Here is a 19,327-nt window from a genome sequence, read left to right as displayed (position 1 = left end):
AAGTAATTCATTTATTCATTAAACTTTTATAAAAATGACTTCTTTAGAAATTGTAAAACAATACTACGCTTGTTTTAATAACAAAGATTGGGCTGGAATGCTAGCTCTTTTACACCCAGAAGTTCGCCACGAACCCAACCAAGGCGAGCCAAGAATTGGTATAGAATTATTCACAGAATTCCTACAACACATGGATGAGTCTTACGAAGAAACGCTAACCGAAATGGTATTTTTTAATGAGCCAACGAGCGAACGAGTGGCTATTGAGTTTGTTGTAAACGGAATTTATAAAAAAGGCGAAGAAGGATTGCCAGAGGCACATAATCAAACATATATTTTACCAGCAGCAGCTTTTTTGGGTTTGAAAGATGGTAAAATCAGTCGAGTAACTACTTACTACAATCTTCCATTGTGGATTAAATTAGTTTCTGAATAAAGTAAAATTGTATGCAAACACTTTCATTTATTCAAAAAAAAGGAGCAGAAATTACAACTGTCTTTGAAGATTTAGCGAATTTGAGAATAACCGTTTTTCGTGACTTCCCTTACCTTTACGAAGGTTCAGTAGCTTATGAAATGGAGTATTTGAAAATATATGCTCAAGCTGAAAAAGCATTGCTTTTTGCAGTTTACGACGGTACTAAAATGGTTGGTGCGACCACCTGTATTCCATTGACAGACGAAGCTCCAGAAGTTCGTTTACCTTTTGAAAAAGCAGGTTTAGCGATAGATTCAATCTTTTATTTTGGCGAAAGTATTTTGTTGAAAGAGTACAGAGGTTTAGGCTTAGGACATCGCTTTTTTGATGAGCGTGAAGCTCACGCCCGAAGCTTTGGTAATTTTAAAACTACTTGTTTTTGTGCGGTTGACCGTGGCGAAAATCATCCTTTACAACCTGAAAACTATCGTCCAAATGATGCTTTTTGGTTGAAAAGAGGCTATCAAAAGGATTTTTCTTTACAGAGTACTTTTGAATGGCCAGATATTAATGAAAGCGTTTCAACGCCCAAGACGATGATTTATTGGAAACGGGATTTATAAATTAACATCTATGAAGGTTACTTTTGCTTCAGCACAATATCCAATTAGCCAACATGCAAGCCTAGAAGATTGGCGTAAACATACTGAAAATTGGATTTTGAATGCTGTTCAACAAAAAGCACAATTATTACTTTTTCCTGAATATGGCTCGATGGAATTAGTAAGCATTTTTGCTGAAGAAATTCAAGCAAATATTCATCAGCAGGTAAGAGAATTACAAAATTTGAAAGAAGAATTTTGTGATTTTTTTGCAAGTTTAGCCATTCAACACCAAGTAATTATTGTAGCACCGAGTTTTCCAGTACTCGAAAATTCGAAGATTTTTAATCGTGCTTTTGTGTTTTCGCCAAAAGGTTTGGTTGGTTTTCAAGACAAATTTTTCATGACTCGTTTTGAAAATGAAGAATGGGGAATAGATGCTGCTGAACCTAAAATTCTAACACTTTTCGAAGCTGAATGGGGTTCATTTGGGATTCAGATTTGCTATGATGTAGAATTTGCTTTGGGTTCACAACTACTTGCTCAGGCTGGTGCTTCTTTAATCTTAGCCCCAAGTTGTACCGAAACCATTCGTGGAGCTACTCGTGTGCATGTTGGAGCGAGAGCTAGGGCTTTGGAAAATCAGGCTTTTACCATTGTTTCGCAAACGGTTGGCAATGCAGCTTGGTCGCCAGCGGTGGATATTAACTACGGTTTTGCAGGATTTTATACCACACCCGACAAAGAAATGCCTGAAGAAGGAATTATTTCAACCAAAAAACCACAAGAAATTGGCTGGTTGATTGAAACTTTAGATTTTTCTGCCATCGGAAAAGTAAGAAATGATGGACAAGTATTTAATTATAAAGACCATCAGCGTTTAGCTGTTGGTTTAATTGATAATGAGATTGAGGTGATAAAGAAAAGAGTGTAAAGTTTTTATTTAAAACTAGATGATGTACAGTAAGCCTTTTATTTGTGTAATCTTTTTTTTGTTTTTCTATTTGAAAAATATACAAAAAAACGTTGCTCAAATCAAGGTCAATGAGCTTGAAACTATTTCTACCAAAGACGGTTTGCCAACCAACGAAGTATATCATTTGGCGAAAGACAAAAAAGCCTTTTTGTGGCTGGCTACCAGAAAAGGATTATTTCGCTATGATGGGTATGAGTTTTTGAGTATTGGTCCAAAAGCTTTTGCAGAAAAAATCAGCCTACTTGATGACCAGCATTTGATTGTTTCGCTTTCATCAACTGGTATTTTTAATATTAATACTGAAACGCTTACTGCTACTGAAATTGCTTCTCCCAAATGGTCGGATGATAATCCTGATAATGACCATTTCAATAATGTTTTTGTAGATGCTAAAAAGAGAATTTGGTGTGGTGATTTTCATCACGCCAAGTTTTATGACGAAAAAAATAAACGTTGGCATTTATTCAGACTTTTCACCAATACCGCTGAAGACGTTACTTCTATTCGTTTTTTTCAAGATAGCCAACAAAAAGTATGGATTTTGGCATTGAATAAGCTTTATTTTTTTGATGAAAAACGTAGAAAACCTGTACTTTTTAAAACCTTTCCTAAGTCAATTACTTTAAGGACAATTGCAGAATATGGGAATTCTTTTTACTTAGGTACTTTGCAAAAAAAGCTTATTGCCTTGAATATCAATACGAAAAGTATTCAGGAGTATCAAGAAGGATTAAACGATACCGAAATCAATGATGTGCTTTTTTATAAAGATTTAGGTTTACAAAAGTGTTTGGTGGCTACTTCGGGTGGTTTATATACTTTCGATATTTTCAGCCAAAAATTTTCGTATATCGACCAATTTAGTCAAATAAAACCACGATTTACAGCTCTTTATTTAGACAATCAATTACAAAAAATATGGATTGCTAGTGACGCTGGTTTATTGAAATATCAGAATGGGAAAAAAAGTTGTGAAACAATTTTTATCCCTCCTTCAGTAGTACAGCTACCAGTAACGATTAATGCTTTTTTGAAACCAAATTCCAAAGAAATCTACTTGGGTTTGTCGCATTCGGGGATTTTGAAGTATCATCAACAAAATGGCACGTTCACGAAATTAGATTTACCTTCAGAAGTTTCCGTCAATAAAATGGCAATAACGCAAGAAGGTGATTTATTGCTTGCTACCACAAAAGGCATCTATCAATTACCGAAAAATGGGAAAGCATTGAAACGAATTTTTCCTTCGATTTCTTCCAATATTAAGGTTATTTGTATCAATCGTAAAAATCAGGTTTGGTTAAGTTCAGAATATCAGCCTATACAAGTATTTTCTTATCCTGAACAACAAACGTTGAAGTTATGGAACGATAAAGTAAAGAATGAATTTTGGACAAAAAGTCTTGTCAATGATATGTTGCTATCAGATGATGGGAAAGTCTGGTTAGCTTCGTGGTATTCTCCTGGTTTTGGAATCTGTTATTTTGATGAAAAGAAACAAGGATTTATACAAGTGGCTGATTTAAAGCAGAATATCAAAAGGCATAATCAATTTATTGGAGATTACTTTTTGGCATTGGCTAATCGGAATCATCAAATATTTGCTTCAGGCTACGGTGGTTTTAATGTGCTGGATAACGAAGGGAAAATTTTGTCGGAATTGGAAGTCAATAAAGCAAAAGATAATTTTCCTGATGATTATTTTGCCAAAATAGATGTTGACAGTCAAGGAAGTATTTGGGTCGGTACTTTTGATGGTTTACTTCGTTTTAGTCCAGATTTCAAACAATATGCGAAATTTATCGAAGAAGATGGTTTAATTAGTAATAATACCAGCAACGGTTTTTTGTTAGATAATGAAAGTAAATTGTGGATAGGGCAGAAGAATGGCATCAATATTTTAAAAATTAATGAACTTGCCAAAAGCGAAGAGCCAGCCGTATTCCTGAGTACTTTTGAAACACTGGGTGGTACAAAGATTTCAAATCAATCAGCTTTAGTTAAATTGTTGCGTTACCAAAACAATTTAAGTCTGAGTTTTTCACCCTTAAATTTTGCTCCAGCAGCAAAAAATCAATTTCGGTATCGCTTGCTTGGTATTAATCAAAATTGGGTGAATAATGGCACGAATAATCGACTCGTTTTTGTTGATTTACAACCCAATACTTATCAATTAGAAGTTTCAATTGGTACAAATCATGGCGTTTGGAGTAAAAAACCGTACCTGATTACCTTCACCATTGAGCCGAGTTTTATAGAAACAATCTGGTTTAAGTTGTTGATTTTGATGTGTTTGTCGTTGATAGCTTATGTTTTTTATCGCTACAGAATTAATCAAATCTTGAAAATTGAACAACTCAGAACCGAAATTTCAGCAGATTTGCATGATGATGTTGGCGCAACTTTAAGTAGTATTTCCATTCTTTCTACCTTAGTTCAACATCAAGTAAAAGACTCACCAACTGCTCAGAAATATTTGAATACGATTTTGGAAGATACGTCTTCGCTACAAAATAAATTAGAAGAAATTGTTTGGAGTTTGCGTTCCGACCGTGACACAGTTGGGCAGCTAACAGCAAGAATCCGAAGAATTGGTGCTGAAATTTTTGAAGCTAAAGGAATCAATTATGAATTTGAAGTAGATGATTCAATCGGTCATTTAAAACTTTCAATGGATTTTAGGAGAAATCTTTTACTCATTGCTAAAGAAGCCGTGAATAATTTAGCCAAGTATTCTGAATGCAAACAAGTGAAAATCTCGATTTTGAAAGTAAAAGGCAATTTGGAATTAATTGTTCGAGATGATGGAAAAGGATTCGAAAATACCAACATTGAAGGCAACGGATTACGAAATATGCGAGCCAGAGCCAGTAAAATGAAAGGTAAACTGACCGTTTACTCAAAAATAGGTATTGGTACGGAGGTTAAATTAGTGGTTTCTCTCACACAAATAGGGGATTGACTTTGGCGATATTGATGGCGTAATTTGTTTTTATTTTAAACCACAAAATTGATTTACTTTGAGTGAAAAAGAATCATCATTCAAAAACACATCAATAATCCTGACTCCTAATTTTAAACAATCTGCCAAGAAAATGCATCAAATCTTGATTTATGAAGACAATGAAAGACTGAGAAATTCCCTAGAATTACTCTTGAAAGGAATGCCCAATATGAACGTTGTAGGCGGTTTTGGAAATTGTGATAAAGTAATAGAACAAGTAAAAAACCTAGTGCCAACCGTTATTTTAATGGACATTGATATGCCGGGAGAAGGTGGAATTATTGGCGTAGAAAAAGTAAAAAGGCATTTTCCAGAAGTATTTGTGCTGATGTTTACTGTTTTTGACGACGACGAGCGACTCATGGCTTGTTTACGTTCGGGAGCAAATGGCTATTTATTGAAGAAAACCTCACCCTTACAAATCATTGATGCCATCGAAAATGTGGCTTCTGGCGGTGCGCCGATGACGCCAGAAATTGCCCGAAGAGTATTAGAAACCTTCAAAGTAGAACGTAAAATTCCTAGCGATTTAGGGCTTACTCCTCGTGAAATGCAAGTGCTAGAGTTGCTGATAAAAGGGCATACTTATAAAATGATTGCTCATGACTTTTCTATTTCTGTTGAAACCGTTCGCTCGCACTTAAAAAATATTTATGAAAAAATGCACGTAAATAATGGTAACGAAGCCGTTGCCAAAGCTTTACGAATGCGACTTTTTGAATAAATTTGAGCCAATCTTCTCTTTTTCATTCTCCGTCATCCCCCAAAAGTGCTATTGATAGCTTCCTGCTAATTTTTCAATTTTGATGTGTATTGCAGTTGTAAAAACAACGCTTAAACATCAATGGTGATGAAAAAAATATACCTCTTTATTTTTCTGTGTTTCATGCAAAAAGGTTTTTCACAAGACCTTAATAACTTGAAAAATCAAAAACCGATTTCGGTTTCAGGAGGAATTAATGTTAATATTGGTACTTACAATAGTTTATCGGGCGGAAAAACTCGTCTCGATCCTTTCTCTTGGACACTCAGTGCTTCGCCAACGCTCAATCTTTATGGCGTTCAATTACCTTTTTTCTTTTTACTGAACAAACAATCTCGCTCGCTTGCTGGGCCATTTCAACAATTTGGTGTAAGTCCAAGCTACAAATGGGCAAAGCTTCATTTGGGTTACAGAAACTTGATGTTTTCGCCTTATACTTTGGGTGGAAGGCTTTTTAATGGAGCTGGTTTGGAATTGAATCCGGGCAAACTTCGCTTTGCGGTGATTTATGGACAATTTCAAAAAGCAGAAATTGGCTATTTAGACAGCAATAATCCAACGAATCCAAATTTACCAAACGGGCTAACGCCTGCTTATCAACGTAATGGGTTTGCTGCAAAATTGGGTTTTGGCACTACACAAAATCATTTTGATATTACTTTCTTAAAAATTAAAGACAATGAAAAATCTGTTACTTTCCCTGCTGATTTCGGCAAAGTAACGCCTGATGAAAATACAGTAGTTGGTATTTCTCAGCAATTTCTTTTTTTCAAACACTTTTTTTGGAAAAGTGATGTTGGCGTGAGTTTATACACTCGTGATGTGCGTCGTGAAATGGTTGACCAGCAAGATTTAGAAAAGTATTCCTTCATTACCAAAATTGTGGACATCCGAAAAGGTACTTCACTCGGCTGGGCTGGCGAAACTACGCTTGGTTTGCAGTTCAATACTTTTAGTATTCAAGGACAATACAAATTGATTTCTGCTGATTACCAGTCGATGGGAGCGTATTTTTTTAATACAGATATGGAAGAATATTCGGGTGCTGCTTCCATTTCGGCTTTACAAGGCAAATTACAATTATCAGGTACTTATGGAATCCAGAAAGATAATGTCAGCAAACTAAAAGAATACACTACTACACGCAATATTGGTTCAGCCAATTTGAATATTCAGTTTTCTCGAACGCTCGGTCTGTCTGTGAATTATTCAAATTATGGTACTTCACAAAACATCCCCAATCAGATTATTGATACCGTAAAAATCTCACAACTGAACCAAAGTTTGATGATTGCTCCCCGTTGGTTTAAAACTTCTGGAACGGTTTCTCATGCCGTAAATGGAGTACTTTCCTATCAAAATGCTAACGATTTAAACACCATTTCAAAAGTACGCACAGACTTCAATAACATCTTTGGCTCGCTGACTTACAGTTATGGAATGCCGACACGGAAAATGACTTTTACGCCCGGTTTATTATTCATTCGCAACCTTTTGCCAATTTATAATACCTCATCAATGGGCGTTTCATTTGCTGCACAAAGAGGAAGTAAAAAGAATAATTTTAATACTTCGCTTTCACTGAATTATACCCAAAATGCACAGGAACAAGTAAATACAGGAAGTACTTTCAATGCACGTTTGAACGGTACTTATCGCTTGACTAAAAAACAACAATTCAATGTAAGTCTTTCAACGATTGTCAATTCCGACAATAAAAACGAACGCAGAAATTTCTCAGAATTATATATGAATGCTGGTTATGGTATTTCATTTTAAAATAATAAACAACAGTAAGATGAAACGAATACTCATTTACTTATTGCTCTTGCTTGTGGGCTTTCAAAAGGTGCAAGCTCAACAATTAAAAGTAACAGTTCAACTGATACTTTCGCCTCCATTTAGCCCCAGAGTGGTTGACTTTGTGGATAATCCTAACAAACAAGCGGCCATTGTTTTAATCACAAATAATGGTGAACCTGTGAATACGCCCATCAAAATTGTGGGGCAAATCACCAATCGTTCTACTGGAGGACGGATTTTTACGTCCGCCAATTACAAACCCAATGTTCCTCTTTTATTAAATCCAGTTGGGCAACCTTTACAAGTAAATTTTGGACAAGAAAATAGTGGCTTTATTGATGCTAACAATACGCAAGTAGTAGGTTTTGATAAAGCAACAAAAGACCAAATTGTACTTTCAGGGATTTTTCCACAAGGATATTATGATTTTTGTGTCTACGCAGTGCCTTATGATGCCAATGTAGAAAGTTTTCAAAATCTTTCGGGGCAATGCCAAAGTATTCCTTTGACTTTTGTAGAACCTCCACGCCTTACTTTGCCTTCTTGTGGTTACAAAATGATCAAACGTGAGAACGTTCCACAACAACAAGTATTTACTTGGTCGCCACCAGTAGGGAATATTTCTGGTGCTCAAATTCGATATGATTTTTATTTACTGAAAGTACCTGAAGGACAAAATCCGAACGATGCGATGGACAATGCCATTAAATTTAATGTCGGAAATCCCTTCACTGAAAAAGATATTTTAAGTACTTCATTGAATTACACCCAAGCCGAACCAGAATTGACGGTGGGTAAATACGTTTGGCGAGTAGTAGCAAAAGACCAAAGTGGCGAAGCAGTTTTTCAAAACGATGGGCAAAGTCAAATCTGTACTTTTGATGTAGAAATACCACCAGCGATTCCTGCACCGCCACCACCGCCACGCCAAGCACAAGTAGCTTTGGTAGGAGCAAGTTCTTGTAAAGACACCCAATTGCCTGCTGATAAAACTGCCATTTATCCACAAGAAGAATTGGTAGGCAAAACCTTGAAAATGGGCAAATTTGAACTGAAAGTAGATGAAATCAGTAAAAATGGAGATGGCTACGATGGCAAAGGACGAGTATTTTGGAATTCAGTCCCGATAAAAGTGGTTTTTACGAAAATCAATTTCAACGTAGCTTATGAAATTTTCAGTGGCGATGCCCAAGCCGATAATACCCAATATAATTTCCCCGACCCTAAAGAAATTACCAAAATGAGTACTTGGAAACAATTGGCAAAAGGCGGACAAGGCTTTGATATTGGTAGTTATGTGGATGCCATTGAGGAAAACTCTCTCCAGAAAGTAAATGCTTTATTGGCAGTGAAATTGCCTGTTGGCGTACCAACAAAGGCAGGTTTTATCGGAATCAATTATATGCGTTTTAGTCCGCATGGGGCAGATATGGGGGCATTGTTCAACCTAAAAATGCCCGAAGCGAACCAATTTCTTTCAATGGCAGCAGTGGACGTTTGCATGATTCCTAACAAAGCTTTTGCAGGTGAAGCCAATTTGATTTTGGTAGATGATTTTAAAATCCCTGAATTACCTTTCAATTTTATTCAAGGAAAATATCCAAATCCTGACGATTCGGGTACTTATGCACGTATTGCAGGCGATAGTTTACAACATGTTCATGCCGTGATGGATTTGAATTTTGGCGATTCATTCTTAAAACTGGATGACGGCACAGGCAAAGTAATCGCTGGCGACGTAAAGGCAAGAATGGTCACAGATTTCTTGACTTGGAACGATTGGGTGGCTACTGTAAATATGCCAAGTTTTACGGTAGATGGACTAAAAGATTTTACCATTAATGGCGTAAATGCTTTTTATGACCATTCAGATAAAAGAAATCCTGTTGATTTTCATGTGCCAGACGAGTACAAAGGCGACCGTGGAATGACTTTCCGTGGGCTTTACATGAAAAAAACAGAAGTAAAATTACCCACCAAACTTAAAGGTACAAACGAACAACGTTTGGGTTTTATCACGAGCGATTTTATCATTGACGATAGCAACGAAATCACTGCCGTGATTGAACCTACCAATAAACCAGTGGTGGATTATTCAACGGGAAAAATTGGCGATTGGGGTTTTTCAATTGATGATTTTAAAATCAAAATCGTGCAAAATCGCTTTGAGTTGGGCATGATGAAAGGCAAACTTCAATTCCCGATTAGTAACGATTACTTGTCGTATTCCTGCAACCTCCGCAGTAATTTAGATACAATGCAGTTTGTGATTGATGCCAAAGAAAACTACGATGTACCGATAATGTTGGCAAAAATGAAATTGGATAAAAACTCTAATTTCTTGCTTGAATTTAACGGAGACAATAAAAAAATAGATTTAGATTTAAGCGGTTCTGCCAGTATTGGTTTATCACAAAAAAGCCCAATTGCCATTCCTTTGGTGAAATTTGAACATTTTAGAGTATCGAATACCAAAATAAAACCAACCATGCAGGGCGAAAAAGAACTGTATTTGGACGAAGGACAATGGACACTTTTGGGCGGTTTGTGGGATAATAAAAAAGACGAAAAAGATAAAGGCAAACAAAGTAGCGGGCCGTCTTTCAATGATGATTTTCTCCCTACTTACACGCCTGTTGAAGATGAAAACAAAGCCAATTTAGTAGGCTTCCCGATTGAATTAACGCCACCCAAATTTGTTTACCGAGGTTTGGATGCCATCGGTTTTGGTTTTGGGGTAAAAATAAACGTCGGCGGTGATGATAATACCATTGTCGGTGCTGAAACCAAAGTAGAAATTTTGGGAAAACTCAGCTACGTAAACGGAAAAATGTCGCCCGCATTTTCTAAAGTCAATCTCGAAAAAATCATGATAAAAGGGGCTGTTGGCCCAGCAACCGTTGAAGGAGAACTTCGCCTTTTTGATGAAGATGCCGTTTATGGAACAGGTTTTATCGGTTCTGCCAAAGTAAAAATTCCGAAAGTAGCCACCGTAAAAGCGACTTTGCAATTTGGCAATAAAGGTTTTTATTATGGATATGTAGATGCCAGCGTATTGCTCACTCCAAGTATTGCGGTTGTGCCTCCTTTAATGTGTTCAGGTTTTGGTGGAGGCATTTATTTTAATATGAAAATGAATACGCCTTTGTCGCAAACGATTAAAGATGTTGCTCCGAACACGCAAACGACTCGTGCAGGCACAAATAACACAGGCATCAATTATACGCCGATGCTCGGAAGTTATGGCATTAAAGCCAATGTCTATATGAGTTTGGCGGATAAAAAAATGATACTTGCCAATTTGGGTATTGAGGCAAGTATCGCCAATGGTGCGTTCAGTAATTTCACAGCTTCGGGCAAAGCAAAAGTATTGAGTTTAGACGAAGACCCTACTCGCAACGGACAATGTTTGTTAATGGCACAAACTTCTGTAACCATCACGCCAAGTAGTTTTGATATGAATGCCGATGTAGAAGTAGAACCAATTCCCGGTTTTCCTAAAGTAGTTGTTCCATTCAGAATGCACTTTGCAGATACTTGGCACGTAAAAATTGGCGACCCAGCTGATGGCAAACAAAAAGTAGAGTTTAAATTATTACAAGTGGGCAGTGAAGATGATGCCCTTTACGCCTATTTGGCAGCGAAAGCTTACTTCGCTTTCGGAAACGATATTGGTGGTATTCCAAATTTACCTTCGGAAGTACAAACCTTTTTATTGGCAAAAGAAAATGTAAATGATAACCGAAACGACGTAGTAGATGCCGCCAAAACCAAAGGCGAAATGCAATTTAACGAAGACGGCGAACCCATCGGAAATCCACTGACTTTTAGGTTATTGGCAGGAGCAAGAGTTGATGGTCGTTTGAAAGTAGCCGTTGGCCCATTATCAGCCGATGCTACTTTGATTGCTGGTTTTGATGCCGCTTTATCGAAAGGTTTAAAATGTAACGGACAAGAAATCGTCGGGCTTTATGGCTGGTATGCCAATGCTCAAATTTATGCTTATGCCAACGGAAAAGTATCAGTAGCAGGCAAAGTTTTTGGCAAACGTTTCAATGTAAAATTGATGGATTTAACGGCGGGAGCTTTGCTTTGGGGCGGTTTGCCTGAGCCAACTTGGGGCGAAGGCAGACTCAGAGTAAAAGGCGAAGTACTGGCTGGTTTGGTAAAAGTTGATACTGATTTTGATTTTGATTTCGGACAAAAATGTAAACCTGTTTTCAATGGTGACCCTTTGGCAGATATTAAAGTAATTTCAGAATTGAGTCCGAAAAAAGGAGAAAAAGAAGTGGATACCAACGGAGATTTACAAGCTGTTTTCAATATGAGTATGGATACGGATTATAGCATTGCCCTACCCGACGGTCAGCCGAGGACGTATTACTTTACCGCTCAAGAATATTCATTGACGAACCAGAAAACGCATGAAAAATTTGCAGCAATTGGTGCGAAACAATGGGTAAATAATAACGAACAATTGATTTTGCCTTTGAACGGACATTTGAAATCTGAAACTAATTATGCTTTCAAAGTACAAGTACGCCTTTGGGAACGTGTAAATGGCGGACTTGAAAATCCTTATATTGACGAAACGGGTGTGCGTGAACAGCGTTTTGAAGAAGCTGAAAATATTTTTACTTCTGGCAAACAACCCGATTTTGTTCGTTGGGAAGATGTGGCTTATACTTGGCCGATGGACGGGCAAAATTACTTCTTGAAAAATCAAACCACCAAAGCCGTCATTTCTGGCGATATTCCTGATGAATTATTAGAAGGCATTAATGCCAATAATTTTCTTCAAAAAGAGTACGATTTCAAAGCTTACTTTATCGCCGAAAATGGCAGTGATACTTTGAAAACAGCCATTCAATACCAAGCTCCATCGGCAGGCAGTCAGGGTGAAATTTTAGCGGATATTCCTGTGGGTTTACAAAATTCAAAAGTCTATCGTTTGGAATTGCATAAAATTAAAATAAAGAAATATGAGGTCGCCAATTTTACCAATGCTATTCAAAGAACCTATCAAAATGCAGGTTCTGGCAACAATGCAGCCGCCTATCAGATTAGATTCAATGCCCTAAAACCGCTTGATAAAAAAGCGGCACAAAACGATAAAGTAATGTTTTCACTGGCTTTTAAAACTAGTCAATACAATACTTTTCAGGAGAAAATGGCTGCAACAACTTTCCAAAACGGTAAGTACGAAGACGAAATTACGCCACAGTCAAATGCTTATTTATTTATCAAAGCTGTGCCAACAGATGGTACTGAAAATTTTGAAGATGAAGAAATGAAAGAGCATAAATTCTCAAGTCGAGGAGCTTTACAACCAGCTTTACTAACGGTAAATACTCCTGCGTTTAGTCAAGGTACTTCTGAATTTGACCGCTTTGCGAATAGTAATATTTACAGTATTCTTACTGAAATTCAATATGGTTATGTCGGGCAAGTAAGTCCAAATTATAATGATTTACGAAATATTGCCTATCAACCCAGCAAAAGTGTTGTGATGGGAAGAGCCTTCATTTTAGGAAATATTGGCGTTCGTGACCCTTTTAATGGAAATATTTCAGACATCCTCAACGGCAATAATACTAATACAAAAGATGAAAATGGTTTGGGTTCGTCAATCGGAAGTGCCAGTAGTAAAATGATTTCGATGGATGCTTCCATCAGTAAAACGGTGGCTTCGCAAATGGTATTTTTATCAGGAATTTATGGTTTTGCCATCAATGACGCTCCAACGAAACCGTATCAGTTTACCATAAAAAGTGATTTTATTGCCTACAATGACTTTATGGCGGTACGAAGTTTTGGCGAAAGAGTACAAAGAGTAAGAAGTATGTATCAGCAATATTTTGGGAATAACTGGAGAACTCAAATGGGAAAAACGGGAAATACAGAAATTTCATTCGCCAGTAAAACCGTTGGAATTACAGCCTCTTATGCTGGACTGCTGAATAATCCAGCCACATTCGACCGCTTTGGCGATTATACTTCCGTAGATTATTATATTTTCAAAAAGCGTAAAAATGGTTCAACGGTAAAAGTAAACTTAACTTATCAGCCATATCCCGGAGCAAATCAAGTAACGGTAACGAAGGATATTCAGTTGGGAGCTTCGCCAATTTCACTCCCACCTGTGTCTAATCAAGCAATTCCAGCCAATATTCCAAATGCAAGAGTAGCTGGCTATTTTTCAAATCCTGCTTGTTTTTATTGTGATAGGTAGGCTGTATGCTTTTCCATTAGCGAGCGAATTTATTCGCTCGCTAATGAAAATTTGAAAATCAAAAAATATTAAACTCATCGCTCAAGGCTGATAACTCAAAGCTAAAATATACATGAAAAAAATATCATTCATCCTCCTGTTTTTCAGCTTTATATCTGTGGAAAATGCTTTCTCTCAAAAAGTAAATCCTACACAAAAAGATACTTTAAGCAAGATTAAAAAGCCCAAAATCATGCTTTTGGCTCGTAATTATCGTGATTCTGTGGTTTTGCGTTGGTCGCCAAATATGCCTGCTTACTGGTTGGCTGGCACTGTGCGTGGCTACATTATCGAGCGTACTGAGTATAGCAAAGAGAATCAACAAGGTACTCGACAAATTTTAACGCCAAAACCTTTAAAACCTTGGACTTTGGAGCAAATGAAAAGTCGTTTGGCAGAAGATGAAAAAGGAATAAGTGTCGTCGGGGAAATGTTGTACGGTTATCCGAATGATAAAAATTTTAAGCCTGATTTTTTCAATATCAAAAAAATCAGTCAAGAACAAAATGTTCGATTTGCCACAACTTTAACGGCTGCTGAATTTTCAAAAAAGGCTGCTGATGCCGCAGGTTTGCGTTTTGTGGATAAAAACATCAAGAAAAAAGAGGCACTTTATACTTATAAAATCTATTTGGCGGAAAGTGAAATGCCAACCAAAATTAAAATTGTACTTGATACCGCACAAGTGGTTGTGGAAGCTGGACAAAGTTTCTTGACTTTCGCACCTTTTGTTGATAAACCTGAAAACGGCGATAGAAAAACTACCTTGATTTGGGACAGATTAGGTCCAGAAGGAGATTTTTCAGCTTTTTATATTGAAAAAAGCGATGACGGCAAAAACTTCAAGAGAGTAAATCAAACACCTTTTGTGATGGGAAAACCCGACCCACAAACATTAGCAAAAGATACTTTATTGAAAGCACAATTTGCCAAATGGGAAAACAAAGCTTTTTACATCGACAGTCTCGCTAAAAATTACCAAAAGTATTATTATCGCATTCGTGGCATAGATAGTTTCGGCGAAGAAAGTAAGCCTTCTGAAACCATTATTGCCATGGGTAAAGATTTAACGCCTCCAAAATCACCTGATGATTTCAGAGCGAAAAATATCAATAATACTGCGATTATGCTCACTTGGAAAAAAACAATAAAGGAAGCTGATTTTAAAGGTTATGTGATTGGACGTGGACCAACAGTAAACGGTCCTTTTCAGCCGATAACGCAAAATATCATTCCGCCTAATACTTTAAGTTTTACAGATACTGAACCACAAGCTTACATTGGCGATTACTACATCATCGCTTCTGTTGATACTGCTGGCAATTTAGCTTATACTTTGCCGATTGCTGGCGGTTTTGAAGACCGTTTGCCGCCTTCTTTTCCGACGGATTTAGTCGGAAAGGCAGATTCTTTAGGAAGAGTAAAACTTAGTTGGAAAAGTCCTAAAAATCCTGATGTTGCACTTTTTAAAGTATATCGTTCTTACACAGCTGAAAACAAGTATTACACTCAAATAACGCCTGTCGGCATTTCGAGTAATACTTTTACCGATACTTTAGCCAATAAAATGTTGAACGAAAATGTGTATTATAAAGTAGTTGCCATTGATTTAAGTAATAATCATTCTGCCTTTTCGGAATACTTAAACGTAAAATTACCTGATAAAAATCCACCAACCACGCCAGTAATTAAGGACGTTTTGGTGACAGAAAAAGGCGTGAATTTATCCATCGCAGGTAGCGAAAGTGAAGATGTTGTCGGACATATTATTTACCGAAAAGAAGGGAATAATGATTGGATGACTATCAAAGAAATTACTAAGAATCCGCTTTCGAGTACTTTACTTTATGAAGATGAATCTGTGGTTTCTAATAAATCTTATCAATACGCCGTAGTTGCCAAAGATGACGATGGCTTACTTTCGCCAAAATCTTTCCCGATTCCGGTGAAGTATTTTAGGAAAACAGAATATGCTACTGTTTCAAAAATCAATGCAAAAATTGATGTACAGAAAAAACAAGTAAATCTATCTTGGTTGCCAATTGTTAGTCAAACAGTAAGTCATTATTTAATTTACAGAGCCGTTGATGGCGGAGGTTTAGAAATGATTGCTTCAAGCAAAGAAAATAATTATACCGACAAAGATTTTAAAGCTGAAAGTACTTATCAGTTTGCTATCAAAGTAGCTTATCAGGATGGGAAACTTTCTAAAATGGGTGAAATTTATCAGTTGAAATAATCAAATTCATATCACAATTAGATTATTCCAAGGGATAATTTTCTTTAATCAATAATTTTAATCAATTGATTAAAATTATTGATTAAAGATTTGTTTTTAGTTTTTTGTTCTATACCTTTGTCATACAAATCAATTGAGTTATGAAGTGCCTAGCAAAATCAGCAGAAGATAAAATTAAAGAAGCTGCCATAAAAGTTTTTTTAGAAAAAGGCTTTGACGGCACAACCACTCGTGATATTGCCAAAGAAGCTGGCTTGAATAGTGCTTTGATGAATTACTATTTTAGAAGTAAGGAAAAACTATTTTCAAGTGTTTTTGAGGAAATGCTTCAATTGTTTTTTAAAGGACTTCTTGAAGTTTTGAATAGACCAATATCCTTAAAAGAGAAAATTTCGGCTGTTATTGATCATGATTTTGATATGTTCAAAACAAAACCAGATTTAGCTAATTTTATTATTAACGAGCTACACCGAAATCCAGACCGTTTCTTTAGTGTAATTTCCTTTGATAAAGTATTAGTTCATTCTGTATTTGCTCAGCAGTTGAAACTTGCAGTTGAAAGTAAAGAGATTAGGGAAATTAAAATAGAACATGTTCTGCTTTTAATCAAATCGAATATACAATTTGTATTTCAAGGTAAAGTAATGACTTGTAAGATTTGGAATATGAATGATTCGCAATTTGAAGAGTTTGCTGAAAATCATAAAGTAATTATTAAAGAAATGATTATTCAGTACTTATTTGTCTCTGAAAAATAGAGCATTTTTTTTGCTCAAAATTTAATCAATTGATTAAATCAAATCAATAAATCAAAACGATAAACTAAACGATTAAATCATGATACATGCAAAATGGTCTTTCATTTTTGTTATGATGTTGTTGGCATCAGGAACGAAAGCTCAAGATCTTACTCTCGACCAATTAGTTGACCAAGCTTTAAAAAACAACCAACAAGTTCAATTGTCAAGACTGAATGAAAAACAAACAGATGCTCAAATCAGTGAAGTAAAAGCCAGAGCCAGACCACAAGTAAATTTAACTGGCGACTACAAACGTTATTTGAAAATTCCGGGTCAAGTAGTTCCAGCTTCAACTTTTGGGGGCGCCGAAGGAAGTTATCAAGTATTAGCTTTGGGTTTGCCTTATAATTTATCTACTTCGGTTCAGGTTTCGCAAGCTCTTTACAGTCCTTCAATTAATATCGGTTTAAAAGCTGCCAAATTGAGTGTTGACTTAGCAAGCTTACAAACTTTGAAAACTCAAGAAGAAGTAGCTTACAGTGTTTCTAATACTTACTATAATTTGCAGACCGTCGCCCAACAAATGGCATTTCTGAGAAGTAACATTTCTTCGTTGGACAGACTGATTCAAGTAACAGATTTATTATACAAGAATAAATTATCGCAAGGAATTGATGTTGACCGTTTGAGAATCAATCGTACACAGTCGCAAACGCAATTAGAGTCACTTCAAGGTTCATATCAAGAATTAATTAATGCTTTGAAATATCTTACAGGAACGTCGCAGTCAGAACCACTAAGTGTAAAGATTGACATCGACCAAAATGCTTCTGTACCTGCTTTGATTGCTAATGATGCCGTGAATAGAACTGATATTTTGATTTTGGAACGTCAGAAAGCTTTAAACGAACAAAGTACCTTGAATACAAAAGCCAGTTTTTTACCAACACTTTCGGCTTATGGTGTAGCTAATTCTACTTTTTTTGGAAAAGATGGCGAAAATAGCGTGTTGAAAAACGTTCCGGGTTATTGGGTCGGTTTGCAACTAAACTGGAATATTTATGATGGTTCTGCTAGAAAATCGAAACTGGTTCAGCAAAAAATTGAAAGTCAGAAATTGTCGATTCAATCAGACCAAACCAAAGAAAATATCTCGATGGACATTGCTAATGCTCGTACCAAGTTTTATGTAGAACAGAAAAATCTTATTGCTAGTCGTGAACAAGTAGCTTTGGCGGAAAAAGTTTATACCCAAACTCAGTTACAATTCAAAGAAGGAACAACTGCTTTGACAGAAGTAATTCAAGCAGAAAATGCAGTACAAGATGCTCAGAATAACTATCTGAATACTTTAATTAACCTCCGTTCGGCTGATTTGAATTGGAAAAAAGCCTCTGGAACAATTATTCCTAAACAATAAATTTCATTTATAAAAATCAACATATCAAACAATGAAACGTCTTACTATCATATTCGCCCTTCTTGCCACACTTGGTTTAACGGCATGGAAATTATCTACTAATAAAGAAAAAGTTGAAAAGAAAGTTTATCAACCAGATGTCAATCTAAAAGTTGGTGTAACTACTTCGGTGGCCGCATTGAGAAATTTATCTCAAGAAAATGAATTTTTGGGTTCGTTTACACCCAATCGTGAAATCGAAATTAAGCCTTTGGCTGGTGGTGAAGTAATTCAATTACCAATTAATGAAGGACAAGGCGTTAGAGCTGGACAATTGATTGCCAAATTGGATGACGAACAGATTCGTTTCCAAATTGAAGCACTACAAGTAACTTTAGAAGGCTACCAAAACGATTTAAAACGTTATGAAGTATTGGTGAAAGGCGATGCCGTGCCAGCAGTGAATTTAGAAAGAACACAATTGAGTATCAGAGGAACGCAAGCACAAATCAAACAATTGAAGAAACAATTAGAGAATACAACTGTTACTGCTCCGTTTGCTGGTATTGTTACTTCAAAATTGATTGAAAAAGGTTCAGTAGTTTCTGTAGGTGCTCCGATTGCTACCATTACTGATATTGCTGCTTTGAAATTGGTGGTTAATATTCCTGAAAAATCTATTAACCAATTTAAAGTTGGACAAACGATTCCGATTGAAACACAAGTATATCCTAACGTATATTTCAACGGTAAGGTAAATATGGTTGGTGTATCAGGCGATGCGTCTCATAATTATCCAGTTGAAATTCTTGTTCAGAACAGAAGTACAAATCCACTGAAAGCAGGAATGTACGGTTCGATTGTAAATGATAATCAGTTGAAAGCACAATCATTATCAGTACCTCGTCAAGCAATTGTAGGTTCTACCAAAAAAGCACAAGTATATGTGGTTGAAAATGGTAAAGCTATTTTGAAAGATGTAACAATTGGTGTAGCAAATAATGAATATTATGAAATTACTCAAGGCATTAAAGCTGGTGACCAAGTAGTGGTAAGTGGACAAATCAACTTACAAAATGGCACACCAGTAGTGGCTCAATAAATCTAAAATA

The 19,327-nt window shown here is 36.3% G+C and carries 11 protein-coding genes; all 11 read left to right on the top strand.

What is annotated here, in order from left to right; all coding sequences use genetic code 11:
• Window positions 1-34 precede the first annotated feature (34 nt).
• A complete protein-coding gene (locus tag VB776_RS20595; RefSeq protein WP_323698757.1) occupies window positions 35-436 on the top strand; it encodes a nuclear transport factor 2 family protein in 402 nt (133 codons plus the stop codon).
• 11 nt (window positions 437-447) lie between these two features.
• Window positions 448-1,041 (top strand): GNAT family N-acetyltransferase, encoded by a 594-nt coding sequence (locus tag VB776_RS20590; protein ID WP_323698756.1) that lies wholly within the window; start codon window positions 448-450, stop codon window positions 1,039-1,041.
• A gap of 10 nt (window positions 1,042-1,051) precedes the next feature.
• Window positions 1,052-1,954: a carbon-nitrogen hydrolase family protein gene (locus VB776_RS20585; RefSeq protein ID WP_323698755.1), complete on the top strand. Its 903-nt coding sequence runs from the start codon at window positions 1,052-1,054 to the stop codon at window positions 1,952-1,954.
• 70 nt (window positions 1,955-2,024) lie between these two features.
• Window positions 2,025-4,958: a sensor histidine kinase gene (locus tag VB776_RS20580; protein ID WP_323698754.1), complete on the top strand. Its 2,934-nt coding sequence runs from the start codon at window positions 2,025-2,027 to the stop codon at window positions 4,956-4,958.
• 133 nt (window positions 4,959-5,091) lie between these two features.
• Complete coding sequence (locus VB776_RS20575) at window positions 5,092-5,724, top strand: response regulator transcription factor (RefSeq protein WP_323698753.1); 633 nt, start codon at window positions 5,092-5,094, stop codon at window positions 5,722-5,724.
• 126 nt (window positions 5,725-5,850) lie between these two features.
• Window positions 5,851-7,542 carry a hypothetical protein gene (locus tag VB776_RS20570; RefSeq protein WP_323698752.1) on the top strand — a complete coding sequence of 564 codons (1,692 nt, stop codon included), beginning with the start codon at window positions 5,851-5,853 and terminating at the stop codon, window positions 7,540-7,542.
• A gap of 19 nt (window positions 7,543-7,561) precedes the next feature.
• Window positions 7,562-13,798, top strand: coding sequence for a hypothetical protein (locus VB776_RS20565; protein ID WP_323698751.1), 6,237 nt, complete (start codon window positions 7,562-7,564; stop codon window positions 13,796-13,798).
• Window positions 13,799-13,910: 112 nt separating this feature from the next.
• A complete protein-coding gene (locus tag VB776_RS20560) occupies window positions 13,911-16,076 on the top strand; it encodes a fibronectin type III domain-containing protein (protein ID WP_323698749.1) in 2,166 nt (721 codons plus the stop codon).
• A gap of 140 nt (window positions 16,077-16,216) precedes the next feature.
• Window positions 16,217-16,834: a TetR/AcrR family transcriptional regulator gene (locus VB776_RS20555; protein ID WP_323698748.1), complete on the top strand. Its 618-nt coding sequence runs from the start codon at window positions 16,217-16,219 to the stop codon at window positions 16,832-16,834.
• A 79-nt stretch (window positions 16,835-16,913) separates the two neighbouring features.
• Window positions 16,914-18,236, top strand: a complete 1,323-nt coding sequence (locus VB776_RS20550; protein ID WP_323698747.1) for a TolC family protein — start codon at window positions 16,914-16,916, stop codon at window positions 18,234-18,236.
• A 31-nt stretch (window positions 18,237-18,267) separates the two neighbouring features.
• Window positions 18,268-19,317, top strand: coding sequence for an efflux RND transporter periplasmic adaptor subunit (locus tag VB776_RS20545; RefSeq protein ID WP_323698746.1), 1,050 nt, complete (start codon window positions 18,268-18,270; stop codon window positions 19,315-19,317).
• The last annotated feature ends 10 nt before the right edge of the window (window positions 19,318-19,327 follow it).

The organism is Arcicella gelida (genome assembly GCF_034931025.1).
GTDB classification, from domain to species: domain Bacteria; phylum Bacteroidota; class Bacteroidia; order Cytophagales; family Spirosomataceae; genus Arcicella; species Arcicella gelida.
This window is presented reverse-complemented; position numbering and strand designations above follow the sequence as displayed.